General features: G+C 65.7%; 17 protein-coding genes. 12 read left to right on the plus strand and 5 right to left on the minus strand.

What is annotated here, in order from left to right:
* The first annotated feature begins 163 nt into the window (after nucleotides 1–163).
* Nucleotides 164–1,111 carry a D-isomer specific 2-hydroxyacid dehydrogenase family protein gene (locus TZ53_RS08925; protein WP_025549478.1) on the plus strand — a complete coding sequence of 316 codons (948 nt, stop codon included), beginning with the start codon at nucleotides 164–166 and terminating at the stop codon, nucleotides 1,109–1,111.
* A gap of 203 nt (nucleotides 1,112–1,314) precedes the next feature.
* Here the strand turns inward: TZ53_RS08925 and TZ53_RS08930 are convergent, their stop codons facing one another.
* Nucleotides 1,315–2,151 (minus strand): LysR substrate-binding domain-containing protein, encoded by an 837-nt coding sequence (locus TZ53_RS08930; protein WP_025549479.1) that lies wholly within the window; start codon nucleotides 2,149–2,151, stop codon nucleotides 1,315–1,317.
* Nucleotides 2,152–2,441: 290 nt separating this feature from the next.
* Here TZ53_RS08930 and TZ53_RS08935 point away from each other — a divergent pair, with 290 nt between their 5' ends.
* From TZ53_RS08935 to TZ53_RS08975, 9 genes are all read left to right on the plus strand, one after another.
* Nucleotides 2,442–3,260, plus strand: coding sequence for an ABC transporter permease (locus TZ53_RS08935; protein ID WP_025549480.1), 819 nt, complete (start codon nucleotides 2,442–2,444; stop codon nucleotides 3,258–3,260).
* 2 nt (nucleotides 3,261–3,262) lie between these two features.
* Nucleotides 3,263–4,063, plus strand: coding sequence for an ABC transporter ATP-binding protein (locus TZ53_RS08940; protein ID WP_044661067.1), 801 nt, complete (start codon nucleotides 3,263–3,265; stop codon nucleotides 4,061–4,063).
* Nucleotides 4,060–4,686 (plus strand): cysteine dioxygenase, encoded by a 627-nt coding sequence (locus TZ53_RS08945; RefSeq protein WP_025549481.1) that lies wholly within the window; start codon nucleotides 4,060–4,062, stop codon nucleotides 4,684–4,686. The genes TZ53_RS08940 and TZ53_RS08945 overlap by 4 nt, the downstream gene beginning before the upstream one ends.
* Entirely contained in the window at nucleotides 4,683–5,945 is a 1,263-nt protein-coding gene (locus tag TZ53_RS08950) for a rhodanese-like domain-containing protein (RefSeq protein ID WP_044661068.1), read from the plus strand. Before TZ53_RS08945 ends, TZ53_RS08950 begins: the two co-directional genes overlap by 4 nt.
* Nucleotides 5,946–5,962: 17 nt before the next feature.
* Nucleotides 5,963–7,051 carry an LLM class flavin-dependent oxidoreductase gene (locus TZ53_RS08955; RefSeq protein WP_044661069.1) on the plus strand — a complete coding sequence of 363 codons (1,089 nt, stop codon included), beginning with the start codon at nucleotides 5,963–5,965 and terminating at the stop codon, nucleotides 7,049–7,051.
* A 1-nt stretch (nucleotide 7,052) separates the two neighbouring features.
* Nucleotides 7,053–8,012 carry an ABC transporter substrate-binding protein gene (locus TZ53_RS08960; protein ID WP_044661070.1) on the plus strand — a complete coding sequence of 320 codons (960 nt, stop codon included), beginning with the start codon at nucleotides 7,053–7,055 and terminating at the stop codon, nucleotides 8,010–8,012.
* A gap of 124 nt (nucleotides 8,013–8,136) precedes the next feature.
* Nucleotides 8,137–10,719: a TonB-dependent receptor plug domain-containing protein gene (locus TZ53_RS08965; protein WP_052628174.1), complete on the plus strand. Its 2,583-nt coding sequence runs from the start codon at nucleotides 8,137–8,139 to the stop codon at nucleotides 10,717–10,719.
* Complete coding sequence (locus TZ53_RS08970; protein ID WP_157846844.1) at nucleotides 10,709–11,653, plus strand: ABC transporter substrate-binding protein; 945 nt, start codon at nucleotides 10,709–10,711, stop codon at nucleotides 11,651–11,653. Before TZ53_RS08965 ends, TZ53_RS08970 begins: the two co-directional genes overlap by 11 nt.
* A gap of 82 nt (nucleotides 11,654–11,735) precedes the next feature.
* Nucleotides 11,736–12,527, plus strand: coding sequence for a class II aldolase/adducin family protein (locus tag TZ53_RS08975; RefSeq protein WP_044661071.1), 792 nt, complete (start codon nucleotides 11,736–11,738; stop codon nucleotides 12,525–12,527).
* A gap of 169 nt (nucleotides 12,528–12,696) precedes the next feature.
* Here TZ53_RS08975 and TZ53_RS08980 read toward each other — a convergent pair whose 3' ends face one another.
* Nucleotides 12,697–13,374 (minus strand): fumarylacetoacetate hydrolase family protein, encoded by a 678-nt coding sequence (locus TZ53_RS08980; RefSeq protein WP_037481832.1) that lies wholly within the window; start codon nucleotides 13,372–13,374, stop codon nucleotides 12,697–12,699.
* Between the two features lie 221 nt (nucleotides 13,375–13,595).
* Nucleotides 13,596–14,858: an MFS transporter gene (locus tag TZ53_RS08985; protein ID WP_044661072.1), complete on the minus strand. Its 1,263-nt coding sequence runs from the start codon at nucleotides 14,856–14,858 to the stop codon at nucleotides 13,596–13,598.
* Between the two features lie 221 nt (nucleotides 14,859–15,079).
* Between TZ53_RS08985 and TZ53_RS08990 the strand changes: the two genes are divergently transcribed.
* A complete protein-coding gene (locus TZ53_RS08990) occupies nucleotides 15,080–16,096 on the plus strand; it encodes a fatty acid desaturase family protein (RefSeq protein ID WP_025548051.1) in 1,017 nt (338 codons plus the stop codon).
* Nucleotides 16,097–16,177: 81 nt separating this feature from the next.
* On the opposite strand, the gene TZ53_RS08995 is transcribed toward TZ53_RS08990, so the two are convergent.
* Nucleotides 16,178–17,251, minus strand: a complete 1,074-nt coding sequence (locus TZ53_RS08995) for an aromatic ring-hydroxylating dioxygenase subunit alpha (protein ID WP_025548049.1) — start codon at nucleotides 17,249–17,251, stop codon at nucleotides 16,178–16,180.
* Nucleotides 17,252–17,500: 249 nt separating this feature from the next.
* Between TZ53_RS08995 and TZ53_RS09000 the strand changes: the two genes are divergently transcribed.
* On the plus strand, nucleotides 17,501–19,240 hold the full coding sequence (locus tag TZ53_RS09000) for a sigma-54-dependent Fis family transcriptional regulator (RefSeq protein WP_044661073.1): 1,740 nt from the start codon (nucleotides 17,501–17,503) through the stop codon (nucleotides 19,238–19,240).
* A gap of 16 nt (nucleotides 19,241–19,256) precedes the next feature.
* Here the strand turns inward: TZ53_RS09000 and TZ53_RS09005 are convergent, their stop codons facing one another.
* Nucleotides 19,257–20,183: a LysR substrate-binding domain-containing protein gene (locus TZ53_RS09005; RefSeq protein WP_037481829.1), complete on the minus strand. Its 927-nt coding sequence runs from the start codon at nucleotides 20,181–20,183 to the stop codon at nucleotides 19,257–19,259.
* Nucleotides 20,184–20,294 lie beyond the last annotated feature (111 nt).

A 20,294-nucleotide genomic window follows, 5' to 3' on the forward strand; every position in this document is an offset into this window, starting at 1 on the left:
TTCATCGCAACTTCTATCGCGATTTCAAAATGACAACCCATCCTTATCCTGTATCGCCCGCCCGAGCACCGGGCCGGCCGCACGGCATTCATGAGCAACTTGCGCGGCAGGCAGTGCTGGAACACGGACCCTTCGGCAAGAGTCGCCGTGCCGGGGAACTGACATGTCCTTGATCATCGCCAGCCAGTTGGAACCTGATTTCAACCGCAGCCTTGGCCTGCACCCGTCCGCCCCGACCCTGATCGACGTGGCGGAGGATGAACCGTGGACCGCCGCGAACGAGGCGGACATATTGCTGGTGCGGCCTTCCCTTGCCTGGCGGCGATCCACACAGGAGGCCCGGCCGAAAATATGGCCGGGGCGGCTCAAATGGGTCTATAGCGCCTCGGCCGGGGTGGATTTCTACCCCGGCTGGCTGCTGGACGCCCCGCTCGTCACCTGCGGTCGCGGCGTCGCGTCGGAGGAGATCGCGGACTATGTGATCGCCGCCATCTATGCCCATGCCAAGAATCTGGAGGCGGCGACTGCCCGTTCGCGCGATCAGTGGGTTCCTCGCCCGCTGGGCCGCGTATCCGGGACGACCATCGGCATCGTCGGGCTGGGCGCGATCGGCGCAGCGGTGGCGCGGCGCGGCCTGGCGCTGGGCGCGCAGGTCATCGGCCTGCGGCGAAGCGGCGCGCAATCAGGCATCAGCGGCGTGCAGCATGTCCGCGACCTGGAAACGCTGGCGGCGGAGGCGGATCATATCGTCATCGCCGTGCCCGGAACGCCGGAGACCCGCCACCTCTTCAACGAAGCCCTGTTCGCCCGGATCAAGCCCGGCGCGCATCTCATCAACATAGCGCGGGGCTCGGTGATCGATCAGGAGGCGCTGATCGATGCGCTGGACAGCGAGCGGCTGGGTTTCGCAACGCTGGACGTCACCGATCCGGAGCCGCTGCCCGAGGGGCATGCACTCTACACCCATCCGCGCGTGCGGCTGACGCCGCATATCTCCAGCAACTACAGCCTGATCCGCCACCGCTTGCTGGAGAAGGTGAACGACGATCTGTCCCGCTTCATCCGCGGCGAAAAGCCCAGCGACATCGTCGACCCGGCGCGTGGTTATTAGGAAGGAGCCGCATCAGGACCGATCCGGAGCGATGCCGTCGAACATATCATCATCGTCATGCTGAACCGGTTTCGGCATGGCGGTTCGGCGGCGACAATTTGCCGTCCGGCGCGCCAAAGCGATTTCCAGGCAATGACTGGCCAATCCATAACGACAACTACAGGCTAAAAGCTGCGATCCGGTCAATCGGATCCGAAACCGCGCTACAGCGTCTGCACCGTTTCCCGCGCCAATTCGGCCAGCCGATGCGCCGCCTTGTCCAGTTTTTCCCCAGCCCGCAGGATCGCGGCGACGCGCGGGAGTTGCGGCAGGCCGTCATGCTCCAGCACCTGGTCGTTCTCCAGGAACAGATGCGTGCGGCAGGTAATGCCCAGGCCAGCCCCCACCGCCGCCTTCAGCGTCGCCAGATTGGGCGTCTCCACCGCGATCCGCCATTGCAGCCCGCTATCCTCCAGCGCCCGGATCGCCGCCTCCCGGAAACGGCAAGGTTCCTCCAGCACGGCGAGCGGGATCACCTCCCGCTCCGCCAGCGCGGCCTCGCCATACCAGCTCATCGGCGCGACCGTCACCGCATGCGGATCGTTGGGCGCGGCGAAACCCAGCAGGATGTCCAGCTCGCGCCGGTCGAGCAATGTCTGCAACTCCGCCGTGCCGGCGACCCGCGCATAGATCTGCGCATCGGGATGCAGTTCGGAAAAGCGCGACAGCAGTCCGCTGAGCAGGCTGTCCGCGAAATCCTGCACCATGCCGATGCGCGCCGGGCCGGCGAAACGGCCTGCGCTGACCGCCGCGACCGCCTCGTCATGCAGCATCAGCACCCGCCGCGCATAATCGAGCAGCACTTCCCCGGCAGAGGTCAGGTTCAGCCGCCGGCCTTCCCGCAGGAACAGGGTCTGCTGCACCAGTTCCTCCAGCCGCTTGATCTGGAGGCTGAGCGCGGACTGGGTCACGAACACCTGCTCCGACGCGTTCAGCATAGACCCCGTGTCCACGATGGCGACGAAGCTGCGGAGCAGATTGGTAGGCAGATTGACCGGCATGAAAACCTCATAGCAAGGGAAGCACAGCCGATCCGAAGCCGGGAACGGAGTCGCAGCCTTATCGCGAAGACTTATATATCAATCAAAATAGTAGAGATTTAAAGAGGGCATAAAAATCTTGGCCACAACGATCCGGACGCGCAAACCCGCCATTTTCTGCGGTCGGACGCGTCCGATTCAGGCTCAACCGGTTCAAATGAGCGCTGCTCATAGGTCGGCCAATTAAAACTTAATTGAAACAGTAGAGAATTCATGTTGGGCTTTCCCTCACCTATCGAGAGGGCGAGTTGATGACGGTTTTGACGGCGGACAGGCGCGGCCATGCGCATGGCGGGGTGCAGAAATTTTCCCTGGCGCGCTTCGGCGGACGCTGGCTTTCGCCTGTCCTCCTGCTGCTGCTGTGGGAATTGGGGTCGCGCAGCGGCCTGATTCCCGAACGCACGCTGGCCGCGCCCTCGGCCGTTATCGGGACGCTGGTGGAGATGCTGCTGTCGGGCGAATTGCCCGCGAACCTGCTGGTGTCCTTCGCCCGAGTCGCCGTCGGCCTGCTGATCGGGGTGGGGCTTGGCCTCGCCCTCGGTCTGGTCGCCGGACTGTCCCGCACCGGAGAACTGGCGGTCGACCCGCTGATGCAGATCAAGCGGACCATTCCCGTGCTGGCGCTCACGCCGCTTTTCATCGTCTGGTTCGGGATCGGGGAAACGCCCAAGATCGCGCTCATCGCCTTCGCGGCGGTCTTTCCGGTCTATCTCAATCTCTACAGCGGCATCCGCGGCGTCGACCTGCGCCTGCTGGATGCGGCGAAAAGCTTCGGTCTCAGCCGTTGGGAGCAGATCTGGCACGTCGTCCTGCCCTCCGCCTTGCCTTCGCTGCTGGTCGGGCTGCGCTATGCCCTGTCGGTCGCCATATTGGTCCTGGTCGTGGCGGAGCAGATCAACGCTTCGGCGGGGCTCGGCTATCTCATCAACAATGCCCGCGATTTCATGCGGACCGACATCATCGTCGTCTGCCTCATGGTCTATGCCATTCTCGGCCTTGGCGCCGACTGGCTGGTCCGCACCGTCGAAGCCCGCGCCCTGATCTGGCGCCCCAGCATAGTGGAGCAATAAGCATGGACGCCCGTCTCGGATTCACCGCCCTGCAAAGCGCCGCCGGCCACAGCGATATTCCGCATCCCGAACCGGTGGTGAGGCTGCGCGATTTCACCCGACGCTTCGGTCCCAACACGATCATCGACGGCCTGGACCTCGACATCGCGCCCGGCGAGTTCATCGCGCTGCTGGGTCGTTCGGGTTCGGGCAAGACCACCCTGCTGCGGACCCTCGCCGGGCTGGACGAGGTGCGGGGTCAGGATGTGGAAGTCCCCGATTCCCGCGCCGTGGTGTTCCAGGATGCGCGGCTGCTGCCCTGGAAGCCGGTATGGAAGAATGTCGCCCTGGGCCTCAAGGGCGACCGGGTGCGCGACCGCAGCGAAGCCGCGCTCAAGGAGGTCGGCCTTGGTCATCGGCTCGACGCCTGGCCGCTGACGCTCTCCGGCGGGGAGGCGCAGCGCGTCGCGCTCGCCCGCGCTCTGGTGCGCGAACCCAAGCTGCTGCTGCTCGACGAGCCCTTCGCCGCCCTCGACGCGCTGACCCGTTATCGCATGCACGACCTCGTCCTGTCGCTCTGGCGCGCGCACCGGCCCGCCGTGCTGATCGTGACCCATGATGTGGAGGAGGCGATCGCGCTGGCCGACCGGGTGCTGGTGCTCGACAAGGGGCGCATCGTCGCGCAGGAGCGGATCGCGGTTCCGCGCGGCGAACGCTCCGCTATTTCCGGGCGGCTGCGCGAAAAACTGCTCTCCTATCTCGGTGGCGAGGATCATGGCGAGGGCGTCGTTCCTTTCGCGCCTATTGCCGAGGCAGCCGAATGAACGCTGTCTCGACCCTGCAACGACCCGTCGAGGGCGCCGCGGACATCGGTCGCCTGCGCGGCTTCGTCACCGCCTTTGCCGACCTGCTGGCGGCGACCCGCGATGAAGGGGCGATATTGGAAAGCGGACGCGCCCTGCTGAGCCGCCTGATCGCCAGGGACGACTGGCTGCCGGAGCAATTCACCCGCCCGCATCCCGACCGCTATCAGCAATATCTGCTCCATTGCGACAGTCGGGAACGGTTCAGCGTCGTCAGCTTCGTCTGGGGGCCGGGCCAGTCGACCCCGATCCATGATCACACCGTCTGGGGCCTGGTCGGCGTGCTGCGCGGCGTCGAAAAGGTCGAGCGCTTCCGCCAGTCGCCCGACGGCCGGCTGATCCCCCATGGCGAACAATTTCTGCGCGAGGGCGAAGTCGACGCCGTCTCCCCCCGCATCGGCGATATTCATCGCGTGACCAACGGCCTGCCCGACCGGCCGTCGATCAGCATCCATGTCTACGGCGCCAATATCGGCGCGGTCGAGCGGGCGACCTATGCCGCCGACGGCACGCCCAAGACCTTCATATCGGGTTACGCCAACGGCGTGATCCCCAACCTCTGGGACAGATCGAGAAACGCATGACCACCGATACGCTGGACCGTATTCAGACTGCCACGCCGCAGGATATTCGCCGCGCCCTGCTGGTGGGCAGCGAGATCGCGCTGATCGACGTGCGCGAGGAGCATGAATTCGCGCAGGGCCACCCCCTCTTCGCGGCCCAGATACCGCTGCGCCGTATCGACGAGGAAGCGCGCTGGCGCATCCCCCGGCTCGACACGCCGATCGTCGTCTATGACAATGGCGAAGGTCTGGCGCGCAAGGCGGCCGTGCGGTTCGAGGGGCTGGGCTATACCGACGTCCGCGAACTGGAAGGCGGCCTCACCGGCTGGCGCGAGGCGGGCTATGAGCTGTTCGAGGATGTGAACAGCTATTCCAAGGCCTTTGGCGAACTGGTCGAACATCGTCGCCATACGCCCTCGCTGGCAGCGGAGGAGGTGCAGGCGCTGATCCGGGAAAAGGCCGACATCGCGATCCTCGACGCCCGCCGCTACGACGAATATAACACGATGAGCATTCCGACCGGCACCAGCGTGCCCGGCGCCGAACTGGTGCTGCGCGCCCGGACCATCGCGCCCGATCCCGATACGACGATCATCGTCAACTGCGCCGGCCGGACGCGGTCGATCATCGGCACGCAGTCGCTGGTCAATGCGGGCCTGCCCAACCGCATCTTCGCGCTGCGCAACGGCACGATCGGCTGGACGCTGGCCGGGCAGGAGCTGGAGACCGGCCAGACCCGCGTCGCGCCGGAGGTGGACAATCGCTCGGCGGAGGAGGCCCGCGCCCATGCCCGCGATGTCGCTTATCGCGCCGGGGTGAAGCGCATCGGCTGGGGCGAACTGGAGGAGCTGAAGGCGGACAAGGCCCGCACCCTCTATCTCTATGACGTGCGCCAGCCGCGCGAATATGAGGGCGGCCATCTCCCCGGCTTCCGTAACGCGCAGGGCGGCCAGTTGGTGCAGGAAACCGACCATAATGCCCCGGTGCGCGGCGCGCGCATCGTCGTCACCGACGACCTCGGTCCCCGCGCCGACATGACCGCCTCCTGGCTCGCGCAACTGGGGTGGGAGGTCTTCGTGCTCGACGTCGACTGGTCCGCCGTGACGCTGGAGAAGGGGCCGGATGGCGCGCCCGGCCCGCGCGGGCCGGAGGGCCGCTACAAGCGCCCTTATGAAGGCACCGACAACAAGGCCGCCGCCATGCAGGCCTATCTGGACTGGGAATATGGCCTCGTCGCCCAATTGGAGCGCGACGGCACCCACGGCTTCTTCGTGATCTGATCGGGAAGGAAACGATCATGAGCGTCAAGTTCATCGGCTATATCGGCTTCAACAACAGCTCCGAAATCCAGTCGGCGGTGCGCAGCCGCGCGCTCGACAGGGATTATGTCGAAGCGGCGGCGAAGGCGCAGGAGGAGGGCGGCTTCGACCGCGTGCTGATCCCCTTCAGCTCCAACAGTCCGGAAAGCCAGATCGTCGCGGCCCATGCGGCGGCGATTACTTCGACCCTGGGCTTCCTGGTCGCGCACCGGCCCGGCTTCACCCAGCCCACGGTCGCGGCGCGCCAACTGGCGACGCTGGATCAATTGTCGGGCGGCCGCGTCGCCGTCCACATCATCACCGGCGGCGCCGACGAGGAAATGGCGCGGGACGGCGACACCAGAAGCGTGAAGGCGGAACGCTACGCCCGCACCGACGAATATCTGTCGATCCTGCGGCAGGAATGGACAGCGGCCCAGCCCTTCGACCATCAGGGCAGGTTCTACGACGTCAAGCAGGCGTTCAGCGCCGTCAAGCCCGACAATCTGCCGGTCTTCTTCGGCGGCTCGTCGCCCGAGGCGATCGAGGTCGCGGGGCGCCATGCCGATGTCTATGCCCTTTGGGGCGAAACGCTGGAGGCGGTGCAGGACACCGTTCGGCAGGTGCGCCGCTCGGCGGTGCGCTATGGCCGCGATCCCGGCTTCTCGCTGTCGCTGCGTCCGGTGATTGCGGATACGGAGGAAGCGGCGTGGAAGCGCGCGGCGGAGATCGAGGAACAGGTGCGTGAGAACCGCACCGCCGCCGGGCTGCCGCTGACGGGCCACCGCCCGCCCAATGCGGGGTCGCTCCGCCTGCTTGAAACCGCCAGCGCCAACCGGCGCGACAAGCGGCTATGGACCGGCGTCGCCGCGCTGACCGGCGCATCGGGCAACAGCACGGGGCTGGTCGGCACGCCCGAGCAGGTGGCAGACGCCATGCTCGATTATTATGACGTCGGCATCGACCATTTCCTGATCCGCGGCTTCGATCCGCTGGCGGATTCCATCCTCTATGGCCGGGAACTGCTCCCCGTCGTGCGGCGCAAGGTGGCCGAGCGCGAAAAGGCCGAACTGGCGCTGGCGGGCTGACATGGCGAAGAACAGGGGTGCGATCATCGCGGTGGCGCTGGTGGCGGTGGCGGGCTTCGGCCTTGCCGCCGCGAAATTCGGTGGCGGCGACGACAAGGTGCTGCGCGTCGCCAACCAGAAGGGGCAGGTCAAATCCATGATGATCGCCTCGGGCGTTCTCAAGGATGCGCCCTACACGGTCGAATGGTCGGAATTTCCCGCCGCCCAGCCCTTGCTGGAAGCGGTGGGCGGCGGCGCCGCGGACCTCGGCCTTGCCGCCGACGCGCCCTTCATCTTCGCCTATCAGAGCGGCAGCCCGGTCAAGGCGATAGGCATCCAGACGCCCTTCGCCCAGGCTGGCGAAGCGCTGGCCATATTGGTGAAGAACGGATCGCCCGCGCATTCGATACAGGATCTGATCGGCAAATCGGTGGCCACGACGCGCGGATCGATCGGCCATCACCTGCTGCTCCAGGCGCTGGAGCGGGCGCATATTCCGGCGGATCGGGTGCGCGTCACCTTCCTGCCGCCCGGCGACGCCAAGGCCGCCTTCGACAGCGGTGCCATCGACGCCTGGTCCATTTGGACGCCCTATACCAATGTGGCGATCAAGGAAGGCGCGCGGGCTGTCGTCGATGCGAAGGATTATGGCCTGCCGGTCTATATCGACATCGCCCATGGCGATTCCATCGGCCCCAAGCGCGCCCTGCTTGCCGATTTCCTCCGGCGGGAGGCGAAGGCCGTCGAGTGGGCCCGCGCGCATCCGGACGAATTCGCGCAGGTGCTGGCCAAGGAAACCGGACTGCCGCTCGACATCGCCCGCGCCAGTTTCGACCGCAACAACCGCGTGGCGCGGCCCATCGACGGCAAGATCGTCGCGCATGAGCAGGACATCACGCAGCGCTTCCAGAGAGCCGGTCTGACCGAGGGCAAGCGCCCGGTGGCCGACGCCTTCGACCGCAGCTTCGGCACGGGCGGATGAAGCTGAGCTTCGTCGCCGCCAAGCATATCTAAAATTCAGATTTACTCATGAATCGGCTAGCGAAGTCATTTCTCAAGCATATCGATAGTAAATAGATGGTCCCCGGAAACCGGGGGATATATTCATGAACCTTGACCGCCTTTATCTGTGCTCGACCGCGCTTGCCGCGGTACTTCTGACGTCGGCGCCCTCGCTCGCGCAGACCGTTGCAACACCTGACAGCGCGGATGCCGAGGCGGCCGATTCGAGCGCCATCATCGTGACCGGCGTACGCGGCGCGCCCCGCACCGTGGCGGAAAGCCCCGCGCCCATCGATGTGGTCGGCGCGGAGAAGTTGCAGGCCACCGGCTCGGCCGAATTTGGCGAAGCGCTGTCCAAATTGCTGCCCTCGCTCAATTTCGGCGCGACCCATGCGGGCGTCTTCTCCATCGGGCGCCCCGTCACCAATCGCGGCCTGGCGCCCGCCTACACATTGGTGCTGGTCAACGGCAAACGGCGGCACAATGGCGCCTTCCTCAACAATTCGACCGCCGACACCTCGGGCGCGAACCCGGTCGACATCGACCTCATTCCCACCAGCGCGATCGACCGGATCGAGGTGCTGAAGGACAGCGCCGCCGCCCAATATGGCACGGACGCCATAGCCGGGGTCATCAATATCCAACTCGCGAAGAAGGAAGGGCTGAGCGGCGATTTCACCTATGGCACGCTCTACGACGCCAATGGCAGGCCGGACAGCTGGAAGGGTACGATCCGCTACGGCACGAAGATCGGGGAGGATGGCTTCCTGACCCTGAGCGGCGACATCCGCAAGCGCGGCGGCGCCTGGTGGAATCTGCCCGCGACCGACGCGAACATCTACGGCCTTCCCGCCAACCGCACGGTGGACCAGGTGGCGGCGACCAGCGGCCTCACCCGCGATCAGGTGCTGGCCAATGTCGCCGCCGCCAATGCCCGCAACGCCCAATGGAGCCGCGACGGCGCGCATAATGGCGACCCGCAGATCAAGGCGTTCAACCTCTCCTATAATGCCGAACTGCCGGTGACGGAGAATGCCACCCTCTACAGCTTCGGCACCTATGGCGAGCGCGACGCCCAGATCGGCAATAATTTCCGCCGCCCCAACAGCACCGCCAATTTCACCGCGCTTTTCCCGGACGGCTATTATCCGCTCAACAATATAGACGAGAACGACTTCCAGTTCGTCGGCGGTCTTCGGGGGAGGCTCTGGGGCTGGGACTATGATGTCAGCTCCTCCTTCGGCCGCAACTACAGCCATCAATATTCGAAACTGTCCGTTCGTCCTTCGCTGGGACCGACCAGCCCGACGAGCTGGCCCAATCTCGCCAATTTCGAGTTCCGGCAATGGACCCATAATGTCGATCTGCATCGGGAGGTTGAGATCGGCCTGGCCCAACCGCTGCAAATCTCCATTGGCGGCGAATATCGGCTCGACCGTTTCCGCACCTTCGCGGGCGATCCGCTGGCCTATGAACCGGCCACATACAGCTTCCGTCCCGGCGACCAGCAATATGACTGGAATGTCGGCGTCACCGCCTCGCCGGTGGTGCAGGGGGGCATCGTCCTCTCCCCCGCCGATGAAGCCGACATCAGCCGCAAGGTCTATGCGGGCTATGTCGATCTCGGCATCTATCCGCTCGACGCCTGGTATATCGGCGCCGCGATCCGCGCCGAACATTATAGCGACGGTTCGGGCAGTCCGGTCGGCCTGAAACTCAACAGCCGTTATGAGGTCAGCCCCACCTTCGCCGTTCGCGGCACGGTGGGCACGGGCTTCCGCGCGCCGTCGCTGACGCAGATCGGCTATGCGCAGACCGATGGGCGCACCTCCTCCTTCTTCAACGCGCAGACCGGCCAGACCGAATTGCGCCCCACCGTCGCCAAGCTGGTGACGGCGGATTCCGCCGTCGGCCAGCTGCTGGGCGCGAAGCCGCTCAAGGCGGAAAAGACCTGGAATGCCGGGCTGGGCTTCGTCTTTACGCCCACGCCGTCCCTGTCGGTGACGCTGGACGGCTATTATATCCGCATCAAGAACCGGATCGAACGCACCGGCCGCCTGTTCGGGCCGGGAATTTCCGCCATCCTCGCCGCCAATGGCCTGTCGGACATCGAACAGGCCGAATATTTCATCAACGCCGCCGACACCACGACCAAGGGCTTCGACCTGGTGGCCGATTATTCGAGGAACCTGGGCGATCTGGGCAAGCTGGGCCTGACCTTCGCCTTCAACTATTCGAAGACCAAGGTGACGGACGTCGTCGCCACCCCGTCGCAACTCTTCGGTCCCACCGGCGCTTCGCTGCTGGGGGCGGGTTCGGTCTTCTTCGGCGGCGACAAGATCGGTGAGCTGGAAGTGCTCCAGCCGCACACGAAACTGGTCAGCACGCTCAACTGGAGCAAGGGCATTTTCGGCTTCAGCCTCACCGCCACCCGCTACGGCAAATATACGCAGCGCACGGCGGCGGGCGACGACCGTCATTTCGGGGCGAAGGTCATCACCGACGCCAGCGTCAGCGCGAAGGTGACGGAATTCGCCACGCTTTCGGTGGGCGCCACCAATCTGTTCGACGTCCGCCCGGAAACCAACGGGCCGGGCAATCCCCAGACCGGGCAGGGCTATTACGGCCCGTCGCCCTTCAACCCCGCAGGCGGCTATTATTATGGACGGATCGCGCTTGCTTTCTGATCGCCGGACCTTCCTGGCGGGGGCGGCCGCCCTCGGCCTCGCCGCCTGCGCGGGGAAAAGCGGCCGCACGAAACTGGTGCTGGGCGACCAGGTCCATCTGCTGGAGTCGAAGGCGGAGGCGGCGGGCGCCCTGAACGACCTGCCCTATGATGTGCAATGGGCGAATTTCGTCGGCGCCGCGCCGCTGCTGGAGGCGCTTAACGCCGGGGCGGTCGACACCGCTCCGGCGGGCGACCTGCCGGTCGTGCTGGCCGCCTCGGCCGGCGTGCCGCTGAAGATCATCGCGGGTTCGATTTCATCGACCAGGGACATCGGCATTCTCGTGCCCGGCGACTCTCGGATCCGGTCCGTCGCGGGCCTTGCGGGCAAGCGCGTGATCGTGTCGAGCGCGAGGGGCAGCATATCCCATTATCTGCTGCTCGAAGCGCTCAAGGAAGCGAAGCTCGACCGGCGAAAGGTCGACATCGGCTTCATGCTGCCCAATGACGCCGCCGCCGCCTTCGCCGCCGGGCAGATAGAGGCATGGGCGACCTTCGGCACCTACCAGCTCGCGGCCGAACAACGCGGCGCGCGCGTGCTGCGCGACGGGGAGGGGATCAACAGCGGCCTGACCCTGATCGCCGCGTCGCAAGCGGCGCTCGACAACCCGGCGAAGCGCGAAGCCCTGCGCGACGTCCTCGCCCGCCTCCGCAAGGCGAGCCTGTGGTCGCAGGCGCATCCCGCCGACTACGCCCGTATCTTCGTCCGGCAGACGAAGGTCGACCCCAAACTCGCCGCCCTGATCGTGGAACGGCAGAACCCGCTGCTGATCCCGCCTGACGCGACGGTGGTGAAGCCGTTGCAACGGGTGGTCGACCGCTTCCATGCCGATGGCGAGCTGCCTGCCCATATCGACGTCGCCTCGATCGTGGACGCAGGCTTGTTCCCCGCATGAGCGTCGCCAATCGATCGATAAGTCATTCTCATTGGGCGGTGTCCCGCCGCCTCCCTAAAATACCGCGCAAAGGAGCAGCGCCATGGCCACAGTCTTGAAGGACGACCGTTTCCGCCAGTCGGGCATCAGCGAAGCGGAATGGAAGGTCCGCGTCGATCTTGCCGCTTTCTATCGCCTGTCCGCCCTCTATGGCTGGGACGATTTCATCTACACCCATATCTCGGCGCGCGTGCCGGGGCCGGAGCATCATTTCCTGATCAACCCCTTCGGCCTGATGTTCGATGAGATCACCGCCTCCAGCCTGGTCAAGGTCGACCTCGACGGCAATGTCATCGGGGAAAGCGACTATGGCATCAACTATGCCGGATATGTGATCCACAGCGCGATCCACGGCGCGCGGGACGATGCCCATTATATCGCCCATTTCCACAGCGCCGACGGCATGGCGGTGTCGGCCCATGCCGAAGGGCTGCTGCCCCTCAACCAGCGCGCCCTGGCCCTGATCCCGCGCCTTTCCTACCACGATTATGAAGGCGTGGCGCTCAATCTGGACGAACGCGAACGGCTGGTGGCCGACCTGGGCGACACCAATGTCATGCTGCTGCGCAATCACGGCACGCTGGCGCTGGGTTCGACGCCGGGCGAGGCGTTCAGCGGCATCTATCATCTGGAGGAAGCCTGCAAGGCGCAGGTCCGCAGCCTTGCCGTGGGCCGCGACAGGGTGCTGATCGCCCCGGAAGCCGCGCAGGAGGAAGTCCGCCGCCAGATGAGCCGCGAGCGCAAGCCGGTCGAAGGCGCCAGATCGCATTACGACCTCGTCTGGGAGGCCGCGCTCCGCAAGGCGCAGCGCCAGTCGCCCGGCTTCGACGCCTGAGGGCATGGCGCAGGAAGGATGCGCGGCTGTGTCCGCCGCGCTCCTCTCCTTGTCGGTGACTGTCCGTTGAGCGCGTGCCGGGCGATGCGCGCATCGGCTTGCGCTCGGTTGAAACCCTATGCGGTCGATTAGGCCGGCGAACGGATGCGCAGCGGGCGCGGGCCTGCATTCAATCCTCGAAGGAGATTTCCAGCGGCGGCAATCCGGCGATGGACGCGACCAGCCTGTCGCCTCTTCCTATCGGCCCCACTCCAGCGGGCGTACCGGTGAAGATGAGATCGCCGGGGGCGAGCGTCACATAGGTCGAAAGATTGGCGATGATTTCGGGCACCGACCATATCATCTGGGACAGGTCGCCGGACTGGCGAAGCTCTCCGTTGACAGCCAGCGAAATGGCCCCCGACGACGGCGGCAGGCCGGGGCGCAGGTCTCCGACGGGTGCGGAATCGTCGAACCCCTTGGCCATGTCCCAGGGGCGGCCCGCCTTCTTCGCCTCCGACTGCAGATCGCGGCGTGTGAGATCGAGGCCGACAGTCCAACCCCAGATGGCGGCGCTCGCCTGTTCGGCGCCGATCTTCGCACCGCCCGAACCAAGCGCCACCACAAGCTCGACCTCGTGATGCAGATCGCTCGTCAAGGGCGGAAAGGGAAGGCGCGATCCATTCGCCGCGACGGCGTCGGAGGGCTTTGAAAAGAAGAAGGGCGGCGCCCGGTCCGGATCGGACCCCATTTCCCGCGCATGGTCCGCGTAATTCTGACCGACGCAGAATATCCTGCGAACGGGAAAGCGCTCCTGCGATCCTTCTATGGCGATGGTTGCGGGGGAAAGCTTCGGGATCGCATGCATGGCCAGTCCTCATTCTGCCGGGCGCCGACGAAAGCGGGAGGATGCGATCCTCCCATGGCGCGCTGCCCCCGATGAGCACAGTTGCCCCCGATCAGGCAATAGCCCTGCTGTCGCGAAAGGCGTTGGGAAGGTTTTTTGCGGGCAGGGGCACCCAAAGCCCAGCTTCACGGCCTGCAATTTCCGGACGGCCCCAAGCCAAGGGGCGCTTCGGTCTCTGAGGTTCAGCCTCGTGGCGGCCGCGTCTCGGGAAGCGTCAGCAGCACGGGAAGCACCGCCAGCGACACCAGCGCGATCATGATGCCCGGCGCCGCGGTCGATCCTGTTCGCTCCGTCAGCAGTTGCGCGAGCCACGGCGTTAGGCCACCGAACAATGCGGTCGCGGTCGTGGCGCCAAGGGCTAGCCCGCTCAGCCGCCCTTCGGCCGGAACCTGTTCGGCCGTCGTCACCGCGCCCACGGCACTGACGCCGCCGGCCAATGCGGCGAGCACCACGGCGCCGGCCAGCGCCGAAGACGTTCCCGCTCCGGCGAGCAGTCGGAAGGACAGATAGGGCAGCGCGGCCGACAGGACGGCCAGGGCGACGAGCACCGGGCGACGCCCGAACCGGTCGGCGGCCAGGCCCACAAATGGCGTCACGACAATCACCGCGACCGCCGCGACGGTCGCCAGTTTGAGCGCCTCCGCCTCGCCGAGCCCGCCAGACGAGACCAGATGGATCGGCAGGTAGGTGATGCCGACATAATAGGTGATCGATCCCAGGGCCGAGATGGCGAAGCCCCTCGCCACGCCTGCTCCATGGCGCGATACCGCATGACCGAGCGGCCTGCTCACCAGCGTCCCTGCCGCGCGATGAAGCGCGAACTCGGGCGATTCCCGCATCGCCGCGCGGGCCACCAGGATCGTGCCCGCCAGCGCCGCGCCGAACAGGAACGGCAATCGCCAGCCCCAGCTTTCAAGCGCCGGAGCGGGAAGAAGGCTCACGGTCAGCGCCGCCGCGCCCGCGGCCAGCAACCCGCCGACCTCGCTGGTCGCCGCCGCCATCGACGTGACGAGCGCGCGACGATGCGGCGCCGCGCCTTCCAGCAGATAGGCGACGACGCCGGTATATTCGCCCCCCACGGCAAATCCCATCACGCACCGCAGGGCCAGCAGCAATATCCCGGCGAGCGGGCCGATCTGCGCCACGGTCGGCAGCAGGGCGCTCAGCAGCATCGCCACCGTCATCAAGGCCATGGACAGGAGCAGCGTCGCCCTTCGCCCATGCCGGTCCCCGAAATGCCCGAACACCATCGCGCCCAGCGGCCGCATCAGATAGGCGACCGCAAACCCCGCCAGCGTCGTGAGCATCGCATTCCCGCCCACGAAGAACACGCGCGCCAGCACCGTGGCCAGGTAGAGGAACAGGGTGAAATCATACCATTCGACCACGGTGGACAGCGCCGCAAGGGTGAGCGAACGGCGGTCAAGTGGTTCAGAGGCGGGCATAAGCCATCCTTATCACCATCCGGCATGGCGGCAATCGCCGCCCCGACCTTTTGTGGAACGGGCGCGATGGACCGGTTGTCCGCCCTTCAGGAAAACTGGCCCGCGGCGGCGGGCGATCCGATGCGCTGCGCGAGCGCCCGCATCAGGAGCGAGCTTGACGCCGGATCGCACCGATCATAGCGTCCGCGACGGTTTGATGTTGCATTCGGAGACCTACTCCCATGGAAGAAAGCGCCAAGGAGCGTCCCCCCGGCTATCGATATTCGCGGCGGGGCACTTTGGCGCTGATCCGCGATCTTTCCGTCATCGACGATCGCCGCAACGCTCTGCTGCTCGTCCTCCAATGGGCAATAGCGATCGGGGCCGGGGCGATCGCCATCCATGTCGACCGAATTCCGGTTTACCTGCTGGCCGGCATCGTCATCGGAACGCGCATTCAGTGCCTGGCAGTGATGATGCACGATGCATGTCACGGCATGCTGTTCAGCAATCGGCGCCTCAACGACCTGATAGGGGACATATTCGTCGCCTATCCGCTCGGCTTCAGCGTCGACCTGTACCGCGCCAATCACCTGCATCACCACCGCTACACCAACACGCTGCGCGACCGCGATTATCGTGTCCAGCGGCGGGATTCCGACCAGCATTTCCCGAAAAGCGCCGCTGCCATGGCCTGGCTGCTGGTCCGCAGCGTGACCGGGCTCAACCTCTATCGCATGGCGCGGGACAGCCGTGTCTGGGCGCCTTTCGCCAATTTCCACAATCCCGGGCGCTTCGGTTATGATTTTCCCCTGGGCCTGCGCATCCGCTATGTGCTGTGGGCGCTGCTCTTCTACGGCCTGATCCTGTTGTCGCCCTATCGCTGGAAGATATTGGGGCTCCTGCTGATCCCGCAGTTCATCTGGGCGAATGTCTTCAATCGGATCCGGGCAATGGCGGAGCATAACGGCGTCTCCGACGAAAGCGAGCTGAAGGGCACGCGCACGGTCATCCCCACCCTGCTCGACAGGTTCCTGATCGCGCCCTTCAACGTGAGCTATCACCTGGAACATCATCTGTTCCCGTCGGTGCCCTGGCCCAATCTGCGCCGGCTGCACGCGCATCTGATGACCGATCCGGTCTATGCGGCGAAAGCGCACGTCACGCAGAGCTATTGGGGCGTGATCCGGGAGTTGATGCCGCCGCCCCTGCCGGCAGGGGAAGGCGAACTTGTCGCCCGCCCGGAAGTAAATCCCTGATGCCGACCTGTTTTCGCGCCTGACGCCCGGCGCTTCTTGCCGATGAAGCGCGAAATCCCGGCGCCGCCCGACTATTTTGGTTCAGGACCGGGCAACGGCGCGGCCCCATCCACTTGAAGTCGCATTTTCATTATCTATCGCCCGTTGCAGCTGTCGGCGTACCTTCACGGCCGCCAGATCGTTGGACAGCAGCATGGGTTTGAGGTCGAAGAATTCCTCGCCCCCCATCTCCCTTTGGCTCGCGGCGATGATGGGGCCATCTTCCGTCTCGAACGCCGCGTGCATGGCCGCCGTCTTGAACCTGTTATAGTCTCCATCCTCTTCCGCATGGTTTCGGCGCGTGGCGAAGAAATAATGGGTCTCATTCTCGTCGCCGGGCGTGCAGCTGTGCAGGTCATATTGGCTGACGCCCTGTTCGAAGGGCACATCGTCCTGCGCGGCCGCGATCGACAACTGGATGTTGGCGGGCGCCGTCCATGTGACGCGGATGCTGTGCCGCGCCGTCTCCTCCGGGCGGGGCAGGAAGGGGGCGAAGATTCCGATGGGCGGGGTCTGGCTGTAGTCCCAACTGGCCGAAACGCTGTGATCCGTTTCCTCCACCTGCGGGATCAGCGGCGACAATTGTCCGCGCGTCGTGATGATCTCGCCATGGACGTAGTCGACATGGCTGAGGTCCATGACATTGTCCAGGATCAGCCGGTAATCGACCGGCAACTTCATATAGGTGTGGCCGACGCCGTTGGCATGGCCCTCGTCCAGCGGCGCGAAGTCGGGCAGCAGCGCGGGATCGGCGGCCTCCTCCGCCATCCAGATCCACAGGAAGCCGTGCCGTTCGATCAGCGGAAAGCTGCGCACGACCTGTCCCTTGGGCAATTGGCCGCGGCCGTGCGGGTTGTGGACGCAATGCCCGCCCGCGTCGAACCGCAGTCCATGATAGGGGCAGGCGATGGCGTCGCCCACCCGGCTGCCCATGGAAAGCGGGGCGAAGCGGTGCGGGCAGCGGTCCTGAAGTGCGACCGCCTCTCCCCGCGCATCGCGGTAGATCAGGATCGACATGCCCAATATCCGGCGGTGGAAAAGCTGCGTTGCATCGACTTCGCTGGAGAGGGCGGCGACGTACCAGGCGCGCTTGAGATACTGGCTCTTTGCAGACATGATGATCCTTTTCCCATGGTCGCCGCACGGATGGCGGCTGATGCGGATCGTTCAGCAAGCAGCGTGCCAGATTGTGCGTCTCCGCTCCGTCCGTTCCGCATAAGCGGGCCGAAATCCCGTTCTTCCCGGACAAGGGGTGGGAAGGACATGCCGCGCACGACCCCCTGGATGGGGGTGGAACAGGATCGGACTGTTGAAAATCATCTGCTTCTTCCCCTATGGTTGTCGAATAATCGACAGGAGTGGGGCATGGCGCGGGCAGGCGGATCGGCATCGGGCAAGTCGGGACTGGGGACCGCATTTCACGATGGGGGAGTCGCGCCCACCGGCGACCGCGACCTTGCCGACCTGCGCGACAGCTTCCATTTCGACCCGGCAAGCGCGGAGATCCGCCTGGGCAAGCGGCGGATGCTGCTGGTCGACGACATCGTCCTGGGCCAGTTGCGGCGCGAACTGGTGCGCGCGCTAGGCTATGAAAGCGCGCGCATGCTGATGTCGCGCATCGGCTATGGCACCGGCGTCGCGGATGCGCAGCTCGCGCAGGAATTGCGGCATCGCGGCAGCCTGGAGGACATCTATCGCGCCGGTCCGCAATTCCATGCGCTGAAGGGGGCCGTGCAGGTCGAGGAACTGGCGTTCGAGGCGGATTTCGAGGCCGGGCGCTTCTACGGCGAATATGTCTGGCACAATTCGGCGGAATGCGCGTCCCATGTGCAGGAAATGGGCATCGGCGCGCATCCGGCGGGATGGCAGCAGGCGGGCTATGCATCGGGCTATGCCTCCACCTTCTTCGGTCGGCCGATGGTGTTCCGCGAACTGGAATGCATCGCGATGGGGCATGACCGCTGTTATCTGGTCGGGCGGCCGGCGGACGAATGGCCGGACGCCGACGCCGAACTGCGCTGGTTCCGCGCCGACACGTACAGCCGTCGGCCGGTGCCGCCGGACAGCGCAGGGCCGGTGGACGTGGACCTGCATATGGGCGCGCGCGCGATCGTAGGCGCGTCGTCCGGCTTCAACACGGTGCTGCATCTGGTGGACAAGGTCGCGCCCACCATGGCGCCCGTGCTGTTCCTGGGCGAAAGCGGCGTCGGCAAGGAAGTGTTCGCGCGCGAACTGCACAAGCGCAGCCGGCGCGCCGACAGGCCGATCGTCGCGGTCAATTGCGCCGCCATTCCGGAGACATTGCTGGAGGCGGAATTGTTCGGGGTGGAGAAGGGCGCCTTCACCGGCGCCGTCGCGACGCGCCCCGGCCGGTTCGAGCGGGCCGCCGGCGGCACCCTGTTCCTCGATGAGATCGGCACGCTGTCCCTCGCCGCGCAGGGCAAGCTGCTGCGCGTTTTGCAGGACGGCGATTATGAGCGGGTGGGCGGGACGAAGACGCTGACCGCCGACGTCCGCCTGATCGCCGCCACCAATGCCGACCTGCGCGCCGAGATGGAGGCGGGCCGTTTCCGCGCCGACCTGTTCCACCGGCTGAGTCCCTTTCCCGTCTATATCCCGCCGCTGCGGGAGCGCCGGGCGGACATCCCGGTACTGGCCAATCATTTCCTTGCCCGCCTCTGCCAGCGGCACGGCCGCGGCCCGCTGCGCCTGGAGGCGGAGGTCGTCCGCGCCTTCCACGACTATGGCTGGCCGGGCAATATCCGCGAGATGGAGAATCTGGTGGAGCGGGGCGTCATCCTGGCGGCGGATGGGGAGGCGATCGGCCTGCACCATCTGACGCTGGGCGTGGGCAACCGGACAGAGGGCTTCGTGCCCGACCCGTTCCGCGATTTCGTCGCGCGCCGTTTTCGCCAGCATGGCAGGGGCGCTGAGCAGGATGTCGCCGCGATGCTGCTCGACAGCGGACTCAGCCAGCAACAGATCGCGGATCAACTGATTGCGGCCGCCCTGTGCCGCAGCGGCGGCAATGTCAGCGCCGCCGCCGCCGCGCTGGGCATGACGCGCGCGCAGGTGCAATATTGGAAGGGGCGGCGGGGCGGATGAAGGGCCCCGCCGGAAATCAACGGCCGTGGCCGAACGGCCGTTCCGTCACCGTCTTCACCGCCTGCCGGAAACCGTCGATCAGCGGCGATTCGTCGCCGGAACGGTAGATCATGCACAGGTCGAACGCGGCCGGACCGTCATCTTCGGCCAGCGGTACATAGACCACGTCCGGCAATTGCAGCGTCCGCGCCGATTCCACCGCCGCCGCCAGTCCCACGCCGCTCGACACGAAGGCGACGGCCGTCACCACGTCGTCGACCGTCTGCACGACATTGGGTTCGATGTTGAGGTCGTGAAAGGCGCGCAGCAGGAAATTGCTGAACCCGCCCGACTGGCTGGCGCGGGGATAGAAGATCATCGGTTCCCCCGCCAGGTCCGACAGGGCGATGGATGCGCGGCCCGCCAGCCGGTGGTTGCGCGGCATGGCGATGATCATCGGCTCGTGCACCACGGTTTCCCATTGCAGTCCGGGATATTCCAGGAAGAACCGGTTGAAGCCGATGGCGATCCGCCGTTCCTGCAACGCCTTCACCTGTGTGTCGCGGTCCATATTGTGCAGGATCACCTCGACATTGGGATAGCGCTTTCGGAAATCGAGCACGATGCGCGGCACGATGTCTAGCACGGCGGACCCGAACACGCCCACGTCCAGCCGGCCGAGCGCGCCCTGACCGATCAGTTGCGTCGTGGCGCAGGCCTGCTCCACCAGGTTCAGGATGTTGACCGCCTCCGTATAGAGGGCCTGCCCGGCGGCGGTGGGTTCGACGCCATGACGCTTGCGCACCAGCAGGGACACGCCCAGCACTTCCTCCAGATACTGGATCTGGCGGGTCAGCGGCGGCTGGGACAGATGGAGTTCCTGGGATGCGCCCCGGATGCTGCCATGGCGCACGGTCTCCACGAAATAGCGCAGGTGGCGGATGTCGATGCGGTTCGCGAACATGTCTTGCGCCTTTCGATGCCGTTCGAGATATGCCTTACAGGTATCTCAAAGCGTATAAAACAGTATTATTGGGTAAGGCTATCCTTCGTTAGAAGGTCAGGCAACGACATG

It is taken from the genome of Sphingobium sp. YBL2 (genome assembly GCF_000943805.1).
Classification (GTDB): domain Bacteria; phylum Pseudomonadota; class Alphaproteobacteria; order Sphingomonadales; family Sphingomonadaceae; genus Sphingobium; species Sphingobium fuliginis.